This window comes from Paenibacillus sp. NEAU-GSW1 (assembly GCF_009737085.1).
Lineage (GTDB): Bacteria > Bacillota > Bacilli > Paenibacillales > Paenibacillaceae > Pristimantibacillus.
In genome coordinates, this window is record NZ_WOVL01000008.1 from 177,880 (window position 1) to 189,147 (window position 11,268).

Sequence of the window (11,268 nt, forward strand, 5' to 3'; positions counted from 1 at the left end):
TGAAGGTCGGGGCTTTTTTTAGCTTTCACGACATATAGAAATATAATAGAAATTTAAAAATATTTAAAAAAAGACTGATCGCTTCACCTCTTCCCCCAAGCCTAACGCTCTGCTATGATTTTGTTCAACACTAGAAAGAACAGCGCAGATACGAGATGACCACAAGGGAGGGACAACCAATTGAGTTTACTCGACCATAAAGTTGCTGTCGTTAGCGGCGCAGGGAGCGGTTTAGGCAGAGCAGCTTCGCTGGCTTTTGCAAGAGAAGGAGCCCGGGTCGTTCTGCTTGGACGAAGGCTCAACAAACTGGAGGAAACGGCAACTCTCATCCAGCAGCAAACAGGGCAAGATACGCTCATACTTCCGACGGATATTACAAACGAACAGCAAATTCATGCCGCCATTCAACAAACGATCGATCGATACGGGTCTATTCATATTTTAATGAACAATGCAGGCATGCTGGAGCCTGGCACGGTATTGGAATTAACCGCCCATGAATGGCAACAGCAAGTAGCAACTAATTTAACAGGCCCATTTCTGTTGACGAAGGCGATTCTTCCTTCGATGCGTCAATCCAAATACGGACGAATTATTAATATTACAGCCGGTGTATCGAGGAGCGGTTCCGGCGGGTATGCCGCATACAGCGCAGCGAAAGCAGGTCTAGAATCGTTAACCCGCACGCTCGCTGACGAGGAACAAGAGCATGGCATCTTGGTCAACTTGTATAACCCTGGCATGCTGCGTACCGAAATGCATGCGACAGGCAAAGACCCGGCCGTTGTTACCCCGGATTTAATCCGACTGGCCAGCTTGCCGCTTGGCGGCCCGACCGGTACGATTGTCAGTTACGGTTAATAACTTAAATTTATACAAAAAGGCTGGAGAGACCGATCATCGTCTGATCGGACGCTCCAGCCTTTTTGTATTGTTGCAACTAGCTTTGTTCGATAAGCTCGATCCACTCGTTATATTCCGTTTGAAGCTTTCGGTACTCTCTAACCAGCTTCTCGTGCTGCTCTGCCAGCAGCTCATGCTCCGTACGGAAACGTTCAGCCGCTGCTTCCGCTTCGTTGCGCTCGATCATTAATAACTCAATCTTTTCGCCGTTTGCTTCTTGCATGCCGGCTGCCGCGGCCGCTTCGGAAAGCGCCGCTTCCAGCTGCTGGCGAAGCTGCTCCTCAGCGCTGGCTCTTTGCTGTTCGAGTTCCGTATATTGTTCAGCGGCTTGACGCAGCTGCTCAAGCTGCTTCTGTTCTGCTTGAATACGTTCTTCAAGCTCCCGTTCCCTAATTGTCGCAACTTCTAGCTGCTGCGAAGCAATCCGTTCGCGAGCAGCAATCAATTCCAGCTGCCCGGTTATTTCTTGCTCGCGATTTTGCAGCTTCTCCAGCTCATCCAGCTGACCGAGCTCGCGCATTTCCGCATTTTCGATTGAAGCTGTCAGCTCTTCGAGCTTGTCTTGAAGCTTTCGCTGCTGCTCTGCATGTCTGAGCTGAGCTTCCTCAAGCAAAGCTTCCTGCTCAACCGCTCTCTCTTTCAGCCTTTGTTCAAGCTGCAGCTGCAGCTCCGCGAGCTGAATTTCGTTCGCTTCCTGCTGCGCTTGAAGCTCACGCTCGAGCTCCTTATGCCGTCTTTCGAGAGAATCGTATTGTTCCAGCTGTTGAAGCTGCTGCTGCTCCATTAGCTGCTGGAATTGCTGATCCTTCAAGCTGTTCTGCTCCTGATGGCTGCGCACCAATTCGGCGATCTTAGCTTGATGATTCGCTTCGATCTGCTCCCGCTCTGTCTCATGCTTGAGACGCTCATTTCGAAGCGCCTGTTCCTTGTCGTCAAGCTGTTGCTCTAGCTCCGTATGCTGTTCCCGATAGGAACGATGCAACTCTTCCAGCTTATCTGCATTCGAACGCTCTTGCTCTTCACGCAAATCTGCATATTGACGCTCCAGTTTATTCCGGTCTTCTTCCAGCTGCAACTCCAGCTCAAGCTGCTTTTCCTCGAAGCTGTTCAGTTGCTCCTTCTGTTCCATTTGCTGTGCAGCCAAACGGCTCTCCAGCTCTGCGATCATCTCTTTATATTTCAGCTCCTGCGCTGCTCGTTCCGCAACTTCTTCCAGCCTTGCCGCTTCCGCCTGCGCGGCAGCAGCTTCTTGATCGGCTAGTAGCTGTTCCAGCTGGGCTTGTACCTCAGCTAACCGCTCCGTTTTTGCCGTCTCCTGTTCTTGGGCAGACGCGAGAAGCTCCTCAAGCGATACAACACGCTCTTCGCTTTGTACACATTTTGCTTGCAGCTGTTCAATCTCGGCATTTGCATCAGCCACAAGGCCTGCTTGCTCCTGATTTTGCTGCTCTAGCCCTTGCAAAGAAGCACGAAGCGATTCCTCTTGCTCCATCGCTTGCATGAGATGCTCATCTGCAGCATGAATACGCTGCTCGAAAGAAGCTTTATCAGCATCCCAGCCTTGCTGCAAGGATGCCGCCACATTTTGCAGGCGAGTCCGTTCCTCCAGCCAGCCGTTTCTGCGCCTTTCGAAGTCAGCTTTTAGATGCTGTTCGCTTTCTTCCGCCAAAATTTTCGCTTCAGCGTTCTTAGCTTCCGCTTCAGCAACCCATGCCAGCTCACGCTGCTCCCATTTGTCGTTCCAGCCGCGTTCCAATTCCGTCAGCTTTTCATCTGCTTCCGTCTGCTGCAGCTTCAGCAGCTCAGATAGTTCCGCTTTATCAGCGTCCAGTCGCTTCGCCATTTCAGCCAAGCGCTCCGCTGCTTTCGCCGCTTCTGCGTCCGCTGCAGCCAGTCGCTCTGCTGCTTCCGCTCGCTCGCGCTCCAGCGCTTCCGCTGCCTTCGCTTCCGCTAACGCAAGCCGCTCTGCTGCTTCCGCCTCAACAGCGGCAAGCAGTTCAGCCGCCTCCGCTTGCTCGCGGGCAAGCAGCTGCTCTGCCGCTTGCTGCTGCGCGGCAAAACGCTCCGCAGCCTCAGCGAGCTTCAACGCGACTTCTTCCGCAGCATCGGCAACCGCAGCTGCAAGCTTGGCCTCATATTCGGCTTCGGCAGCTTCCAGGTCCGTCTTCGCTTGCAAACGCTGTGCAGCAAGCTCCTCTTCCAATCCGGAAGTGCGCTGCATCACCCGCTCCAGCTTATCCGCCAATTCGATCCGTTTCGTCTCCGAATCGTGCAGCGAGTCGTTTTCTCGCCGAAGACGGAAAACTTCCTCTGTAAACTGGACTGCGGCAAGCACCGCAAGCTTTGGCATATCGAGACGCGGATAGCCTTTAGCCAGCTTCTTCATCGTATCATCTATCGTGCCGGCGACTCTTTTCATATATTCGACATTTGAATGGCCTTTAAGCTTATATTGATTTCCGTATATATCAACGGTTACGACGGTTTGATCTGCATCCATCATAATGAATCCTCCTAAAAGTATTGCGTAGCAATACTGTCTTCGTAAGCATCTACTAAGTTTTGCATCGAAAGCATACGCTTCATTTCACCCAGCAAACCATGTATTACAAGTCATAGCTGCCAGCGTTTACAAGCAAATAGAAACGGCCTCGCCGTCCCTCTGTTTGCGGAGCTTCGTTTCGCGCTTACACTATAATATAACGAAAAAAGCCGCATCGAAAGCTCCATTAGGAACTATTTCGATGCGGCTTTGAAGGTTTCCTGCCTACTTCCTCAATTCTGCTGCAAAAGATTGCTCAAGCTCTGCGACAACCTTCGCATGCAGCTCTGTTACCTCTTCATCCGTCAGCGTACGGTCCGCATGGCGATAGACGAGAGAAAGCGCAACGCTCTTCTTGTCCTCGCCCAGCTTCTCGCCGGTGAACACGTCGAACACGCGAACGGACTCAAGCAGCTCGCCCGCTGTAGTCCAGACGGAAGCTGTCAGGCTGCCGGCCGGAACGGCGCGGTCAAGCACAACGGCAATATCGCGCTGCATAGCCGGATAACGCGGAAGCGCTTTGTATACGATGTCGAACTCAGCCAGCTCATACAGCTCATCCAAGCCGATCTCGAGCACATACGTATCTGCCAAATCGCTTTCATGCTGCAGTGTCGGGTGCAATTGACCGACAAAGCCGATAGGCACTACGCCTCTAGCCGTTTCGATCAGAACTGCGGCTGTGCGGCCCGGATGGAAATGCTCCGGCTGTGCCGCTTCATAGCGCACTTTGCCAGTCAAACCGAGCACTTGGAATACGGTTTCCAGAATGCCCTTCGCATCATAGAAATCGACCGGAGCCGCTTTCCGATTCCATTGCGCTTCCGTACGGCTGCCCGTCAACAGCGCCGCGAGGCGGTGCTTTTCTTGCGGCAGACGAGTCAGCTGCTCTTCGTCGGTATGGAATACGCTGCCGATTTCGAAAATCGCAGCCGATTCATTTTTACGGTTGCGGTTGTACGTCGCCGTCTCCAGCAATTGCGCAACGAGCGTCGTGCGCAGCACGCTGCGGTCCTCACTCATCGGCATCGCCAGCTTAACCGGCTTAAGCCCTTCGCCGGACAGTGCCGGGAACAGCTTCGTCCGTTCAGGTCCCGTAAACGAGTAGCTGATCACTTCATGCAGACCGGCATCGGTCAGTCTTCTGCGCAAATCGCGGCGAATCGCCTGCGGCTTCGTTAACGAACCAGGCGTTACGTCGCCGTGAATAGGCGTCGTTGGAATGTTGTCATAGCCGTAAAGACGGGCTGCTTCTTCGATTAAATCAACATCGCGGGTAATATCGCCTCTGCGAGTCGGCACTTCAATCGAGAACTTGCCTTCTTCAGCCAGGCTGTAAGCAAAGCCAAGACGCTCGAAAATCGTTTGCACTTCAAGCTTGGACAGCTCGGTGCCAAGGTAACCGTTAATTTTTGCAAGCGTTATGTCGATAGTTGCAGGCTTTGCTGTTGTCGTCACCGCTTCAACAATGCCTTCCGTCACTAACCCGCTAGCCAATTCCGCAATAAGCGCAGCCGCGCGATCCAATGCCGGGATAACGCGCGAAGGGTCGACTTCTTTCTCAAACCGAACGCTTGATTCGGAACGAAGTCCGAGCTGGCGCGACGTTTTGCGGATTGTGCCGCCGTCGAATTTCGCCGATTCCAGCAAAATATTAACCGTCTCCGCATGAACCTCCGAGTTAGCGCCGCCCATGACGCCCGCAAGTCCGATCGGCTTTTCGCCGTCCGTAATGACGAGCATATGCGGCTCCAGCTTGCGCTCCTGGTCGTCGAGCGTTACAAGCGTTTCGCCTTCTTTGGCGAAACGAACATCGATTTTGCCCGTTTTCACCGCATCCGCGTCAAAGGCGTGCAGCGGCTGGCCGTATTCAAGCATAACGAAGTTCGTCACATCAACGACATTGCTGATCGGGCGAATGCCCGCTGCAATCAGACGGTTTTGAAGCCATAGCGGAGAAGGACCGATTTTCACGCCTTTAATGTAACGCGCGCTGTAATGCGGGCAATGGTCAGAGGCGCTGATTTTTACGGAAACGAGACTGTCCGTACGCTCTTTCGTATGGTTAATCGCTGCTTCAGGCAGCTTAACCTCGCGTCCGGTCAAAGCGCCGATTTCATAAGCGACACCGAGCATGCTCAAGCAGTCGGAACGGTTTGGCGTCAAGTCGAGCTCCAGCACTTCATCGTCAATGCCAAGAACATTGCCGATCGCAGCGCCGATCGGCGTCGATTCCGGCAGCACAAGAATGCCTTCCTGCTGCTCTTTCGGCAGCAGCTTTTCGTTAATGCCGAGCTCCTTCGCCGAGCAGATCATGCCCTGCGATTCAACGCCGCGAAGCTTCGCGCGTTTAATTTGGAAATCGCCCGGAAGCTTGGCGCCGATCGTTGCAACCGGAACCTTTTGTCCCGCGTCGACGTTTTTCGCGCCGCATACGATTTGCAGCTCTTCACCTGTACCGACATCAATTTTACACACGCTCAGCTTGTCTGCATCCGGATGCTTCTCGCGGGATTTGACATAACCGACGACAACGCCGGTTACGCCTTTGTTCAGCGATTCGACGGAATCGATCTCAATGCCGCCGCGGGTCATTTTTTCAGCCAGTTCCTCAGCCGTGAAGCCCGACAGCTCGATATATTCATTCAACCATTTATAGGATACTTTCATCGCTTTATCCCCTTCCTTTCCCGTTACATTTTCGCAAATTGGCTTAAAAATCTCAGATCGTTCGTGTAGAAATGACGAATATCGTCGATGCCGTATTTAAGCAGCGCAATCCGTTCTACGCCCATGCCGAACGCAAAGCCGCTTACTTCGTTTGGATCGTAGCCGCCCATTTCGAGCACGCGCGGATGAACCATGCCGCTGCCGAGAATTTCAAGCCAGCCGGTTTGCTTGCACATCCGGCAACCGTGGCCGCCGCATTGCACACAAGTAACGTCAACCTCAGCGCTAGGCTCTGTGAACGGGAAGAAGCTCGGACGAAGGCGGATTTGCGCCTGCGCGCCGAACATTTGCTGTACGAATTGCAGCAGCGTGCCTTTCAGGTCGCTCATCCGAATGTTTTTGCCGATAACGAGACCTTCGATTTGATTGAACTGGAATGAATGCGTCGCATCGTCGTCGTCGCGGCGATATACTTTGCCCGGGCAAATGACTTTGACCGGCTTGCCGTTCATTTGCTTCATCGTACGTACTTGAACCGGCGAAGTATGCGTGCGCATCAGAATGTCTTCCGTAATGTAGAACGAATCCTGCATATCGCGGGCAGGATGGTTTTTCGGCAGATTCAACGCTTCGAAGTTGAAATAGTCCGTCTCTACCTCAGGTCCTTCCGCGATGGAATAGCCAAGGCCTACGAAAATATCTTCGATTTCCTGAGCGACCTTGTTCAGCGGATGCACCGAACCGGTAGGCAATGACTTGCCGGGAAGTGTTACGTCAATCGTCTCTGCGCGCAGACGGTTTTCCGTTTCCGCTTGCAGAAATGCAGCTTGCTTTTCTTCAATTACAGCTTCAATCGCAGCCCGCACATCGTTGCCGACTTGACCGATAATCGGACGCTCTTCCGCGCTCAAGCCTCCCATGCCGCGAAGAATTTCCGTCAACGCGCCTTTTTTGCCCAAATATTTAACCCGCAAATCATTAAGCAGCTGCGGATTGTCTACCTGCTGCAGCTCCTGCAGCGCCTCGACGCGCAGCGCCTCCAACTTTTCCTTCATCGTAGCTCGCCTCCATTTTCAATTGAAAAGTACCGCCGTTTCCTGAATATAAGACAATATAGGATTTTCCCTATACTACGCTTATATTTCATCGCGAAACGAAGCTCCGCCGCCAATGATCGGCGAAGCGGTTTCTGCTTGGGAAAAACAAAAAAAGGCCCCTTCTCCCCGTAAGGGACGAAAGAACCGTGGTACCACCCTAATTCGGATTGCTGCGCATGCTTCAGCTTCTGCAACCCCTCATATCCCATAACGGCGGGAACCGGACACTCCCTACTTGCGCACCCAAGTGCGTTTCAGGCGTCTGCTCCGGAGCGAACTTCGGCAGCCTCATTCCGTAAAGACGCTCTCAATCTTGGCGTCTTCTCCCTGTACGACAGAACTGCTTACTCTTCTCCATCTACGCTTTCATGCTATGCATACTTCGTTGAACATTACTTTTTATTATATTCAAATCGCGCTGCCGTTGCAACATAAGGAAAACAAAGCTTGGACGTCGGTTTACGAATCAATCCGCATCATCATTTCTTCAAGCAGCCGGATACGGGCAAATGAAGCACGCAGCAGCCCGATGCCGATTTCCGGATAAAGCCGGATCAGCCTTGAAACCGCGTCTCCTTCCAGCTTCAGCACACGCACATCGCCTAACAGCGATTGCGCCGTCACCGTTGATGGCGTGCCGTCGATTGCCGAAGTAACGCCGCATACATCTCCTGTGCCAAGCACGCCGATCGTGCCTTCCCATCCAGCCGCCGAAATGCTCGTCAGCTCGACATTGCCGTCGACGATCACATACATCGCCGGATTTGGCTCGCCCCGCTCAAGCAGCTTTGCATCATCAGGATAGACGCATTCTTCAGCAATATTCGCAATCAAACCGAGCTCCTCAAGCGACAAGTCGGCGAAATAGGGCACTTCGCGCAAAAACACAACTTTATTCAGCCTGCCCATCATTTGCTGTTCCTGCGACATAACGCTCCCCTCGCTTTCCGCTGCCAGTGCCGCTGCAGCCATCTCCCGCCACCAATCGTCTGAGCCATGGAGCGCTTCTTGAATCGTTTCTCTTGCTTTCAGCACATCTGGTTCAGCATCAGTGCGGACGTCCATCCCTTCCAGCACGGCAAGCAGCTTCTGAGACAGTCTTCGGTCGCCAACGCCTTCAGCCAGCACCTCCCAGCCGTTGCTGCGAATTTCTTCATCGGGATCACCGGAAGCCTTTCGCACAGCTTCCATAACCTGTTCATCGGCCAGTCCTCCTAAGAGGCTCCAAGCTCCTTCCATGATTAACAGCCTTACTTCCTGCCACCGCAGAACGGACAGCTGGCTCAAATCAGCACGCCTAATAGCATGGAATGCCGAGCTGTACGTTTCCGCCTGTTCAAGCTCCGTTAACCGGTTACAAGCTTCATCAATCAGCTTCGCCCGGATATCTTCCTCCGGAAGCAATTGCGCCAATGCTTGAATAGCGACAGTCCAACGTTTTGGATGCGCCCCTTTCAGCTGCTCCAGCAACGGTTCAACCGCAGCATTTCCAAGGCGGACAAAATAATCAAGAGAAGTCCGGGTCATTTCCTGATCCATTGTAGGCAAGCCCCGCAGCAATTTAGGAAGCAATGAAACCTCTTTTAAATGGCCTAGACATTCGACCGCCGCTATTCTTGCTGCAGGATGTGCATCGTCTGCCAGTCTCTCGATTTTGGGAACGAAGCTGATCAGCTTCAGTTCTGCTACTACTCGGCAAATATATACCGAGGCTTGCCCTCCCTCATCCAATATTCGGTCGATGACTTCTGCGCATGCCTCAAAGCTCGGCGCATTATGGAAGGAATACATCGCCTTTACTGCTTCAGCGACGACAGCCGGATGACGGTCAAGCAGCTTTTGCCGTAAAAAATAAAGCGCTTGAGGCTCCATATGCTTCATCTTCCCGATTTGTCTTACGCCTTCGGCACGGAGCTCGTCGTCCGGGTCCTCCAAAAAGGCCGCCACCTTCACCATCGCAGACAAATCGGCTTGCGATACGTTCATCGCCCGCACGGCTCCATTCCGAATCCGCGGATTCAAATCATCAATCAGCTTCAGAAGCATCGGCAAATCCCTCGGGTTGTCCATCCGCTGAATAATTTGCAGCGCGATTTCCTTTGCCGAGTCCGATCCATCCTTCAGCATTCCGCGAACTTGCGCAATTGCCGCAGGATTGCGGACTAGCTCCTCAAACTGCTCGGCCAAATCGAGCTCGCCTGCCGATTGAACGCTGCCTACCAGCTCGCGCATATAAAATTTCCGTCCGAGCCATGCCATGACGAGGAGAACGGCTGAACCGATCAGACCGACCAGCGACAACATCGTCCATGACAAGCTTAAGCCGGAGTGGAGAAATTGCAAAGCCGCTCCGAGCATTATGCCAGCGGAAGCCGCTATGCCTTGCGAAGCATAGCGATAGCTGTCTCTATGCGCCAGCGGAAACGTTTTGAAAAAAAGCTGATAGGACGGCTCTGCGGAATAATAGAGCAACAAGTAAAGAAGCATGTACCCCGTCGAAATAATAGGCAAAGCTGCACTGCTGCCTACCAAAGCGAATGCACAAGCGAAAGACAGCACGTAAATGCCGGCAATCGCCGTTAGCATTTGGCTCGCGCCGAGCTTAGCCATCAGCTTGCCTGATACCGTCTGGAGCAGGAAAGCCAGCACGAACAGCAGCATCGTAATGAACCCGAAGTATCGGCTAAATTGCTGTTCAGTTTCGAAGTAAACGCGCGTGACGTTTAAGAACTCATATTCCATCAAAAAATAAAGCGCGGGCATTAATGTCATGAGCAGAATGACGATAAGCAGAAACGGCGAATGCAGCGCCTGCATAAATACTTGTCCCGTCGTGAGTGCCGGAGCTTCCTCGCGGGCAGCTTCCGTTTTCAGAGACAGCGGCACTAAATAACGGGCAATAACGCGATTATAGTTGCGCCAAGCAACTGCCAGCAAAACGGCTCCCGCTGCATAAATCGTCTCCGGCCCAAATGCAAGGCTGATCCCTTGAGCAAGCAAACCGGCAGCGACGCCGCCAAGTGTTGCGGCGCCTACGAAAATCGGCATAAGCCGCTTCGCTTGCTGCGTTTGGCAAGTATCAACCGCAAGGCTCCACAGCAAAATCGTCTGCTGGCGGACGACGAAATTAGAAAATACAAACAACACAGGGTAGTACCATAAAAGCTCGAAATCCAGCAATTGAAACGATAGAAGAACTGCCGCGTTAACCGCTACAATGCCAAGCATAATGCCGTACATCGTCCTCATAAGCTGCGGCTTTGGCAGCCTTCCCGCCAGCGACGACAGAAGCCATGCTTCGAGCGGGAGAATAACCGCTTCCGCTGCATAGACGTATGGCAAATACTCGCTGCCGAGCCGCTGATTGAACAGCGTCATAAAACCGTTGTAATTCAACATTTCGGCAATGCCGCATATAAAAAAAACGGGAGCCATCAGAAGCAGCTTGCGCTGGTCCTCGGCTCGCGCGCCTATGGCGCCTATCATTCTGTCTATTAACATATGTATTCCATCCTGCAAAGTTTCATTTCTCTTCATTTGGCTTGCCATATTCAAGTTTGCGGTAATAGATAAGTCTGTCTTCGCCATCATAATAATAGTCGGGGCATCTGCCGACCAAGGAGAAGCCATTCCTCTCGAACAGCCTTCTAATAGCGGCATACTCCGGCAGATCGCAAGTATATGTAATGATATATCTCGAACGGATGAGCATGAGAAAAGCGAGCATCTCGTCAATAATTGCCGTGGCAAGGCCCGACTTGCGGCAGCTGCGATGCACGACGATATAATCCCAGCTGTAACCGCCCGTCTGCTGTTCATTTTCGGTTACGCTATTGACAGCAATCACTTCGCCTGCTTCATTTAACGCATACCACAGCACATGCTCTCCCGCTAAAGCCCGGTGCGGAAGCTCTCGAAAATGGGCTAATTCTCCCGGTGTATATCGCGTATCGTCAAATGAATGTTCCGAAAGCAGAAATTGCGTTATTCGTTCCGCAAAATCAACCGAATCGAGCAGCTCGATCCGGTATTGTCCCACCAGCATGCTTCCATCCC

The 11,268-nt window shown here is 52.5% G+C and carries 6 protein-coding genes and 1 other annotated feature; of the genes, 1 reads left to right on the forward strand and 5 read right to left on the reverse strand.

Translation table 11 applies throughout. The features are described from left to right. The first annotated feature begins 180 nt into the window (after positions 1–180). Positions 181–861 carry an SDR family NAD(P)-dependent oxidoreductase gene (locus GOM71_RS08200; RefSeq protein ID WP_156279689.1) on the forward strand — a complete coding sequence of 227 codons (681 nt, stop codon included), beginning with the start codon at positions 181–183 and terminating at the stop codon, positions 859–861. Between the two features lie 79 nt (positions 862–940). Here GOM71_RS08200 and zapA read toward each other — a convergent pair whose 3' ends face one another. From zapA to GOM71_RS08225, 5 genes are all read right to left on the reverse strand, one after another. After that, positions 941–3,406 carry a cell division protein ZapA gene (zapA, locus tag GOM71_RS08205; protein WP_156279691.1) on the reverse strand — a complete coding sequence of 822 codons (2,466 nt, stop codon included), beginning with the start codon at positions 3,404–3,406 and terminating at the stop codon, positions 941–943. A gap of 264 nt (positions 3,407–3,670) precedes the next feature. Beyond that, positions 3,671–6,115 carry a phenylalanine--tRNA ligase subunit beta gene (gene pheT, locus GOM71_RS08210; RefSeq protein WP_156279693.1) on the reverse strand — a complete coding sequence of 815 codons (2,445 nt, stop codon included), beginning with the start codon at positions 6,113–6,115 and terminating at the stop codon, positions 3,671–3,673. 23 nt (positions 6,116–6,138) lie between these two features. Next, positions 6,139–7,170, reverse strand: a complete 1,032-nt coding sequence (gene pheS / locus GOM71_RS08215) for a phenylalanine--tRNA ligase subunit alpha (RefSeq protein WP_156279695.1) — start codon at positions 7,168–7,170, stop codon at positions 6,139–6,141. Between the two features lie 170 nt (positions 7,171–7,340). Then, positions 7,341–7,582, reverse strand: a binding site (T-box leader). Positions 7,583–7,671: 89 nt separating this feature from the next. Next, positions 7,672–10,713, reverse strand: coding sequence for a cyclic nucleotide-binding domain-containing protein (locus tag GOM71_RS08220; protein WP_173275386.1), 3,042 nt, complete (start codon positions 10,711–10,713; stop codon positions 7,672–7,674). A 22-nt stretch (positions 10,714–10,735) separates the two neighbouring features. Continuing rightward, a complete protein-coding gene (locus GOM71_RS08225) occupies positions 10,736–11,257 on the reverse strand; it encodes a GNAT family N-acetyltransferase (protein WP_156279699.1) in 522 nt (173 codons plus the stop codon). Positions 11,258–11,268 lie beyond the last annotated feature (11 nt).

What these genes read in the sequence shown, in the direction of transcription:
- pheT (WP_156279693.1), bottom strand. Translation starts at nt 6,115, where the DNA reads ATGAAAGTATCCTATAAATGGTTGAATGAATATATCGAGCTGTCGGGC.
- pheS (WP_156279695.1), bottom strand. Translation starts at nt 7,170, where the DNA reads ATGAAGGAAAAGTTGGAGGCGCTGCGCGTCGAGGCGCTGCAGGAGCTG.
- zapA (WP_156279691.1), bottom strand. Translation starts at nt 3,406, where the DNA reads ATGATGGATGCAGATCAAACCGTCGTAACCGTTGATATATACGGAAAT.
- GOM71_RS08220 (WP_173275386.1), bottom strand. Translation starts at nt 10,713, where the DNA reads ATGTTAATAGACAGAATGATAGGCGCCATAGGCGCGCGAGCCGAGGAC.
- GOM71_RS08225 (WP_156279699.1), bottom strand. Translation starts at nt 11,257, where the DNA reads ATGCTGGTGGGACAATACCGGATCGAGCTGCTCGATTCGGTTGATTTT.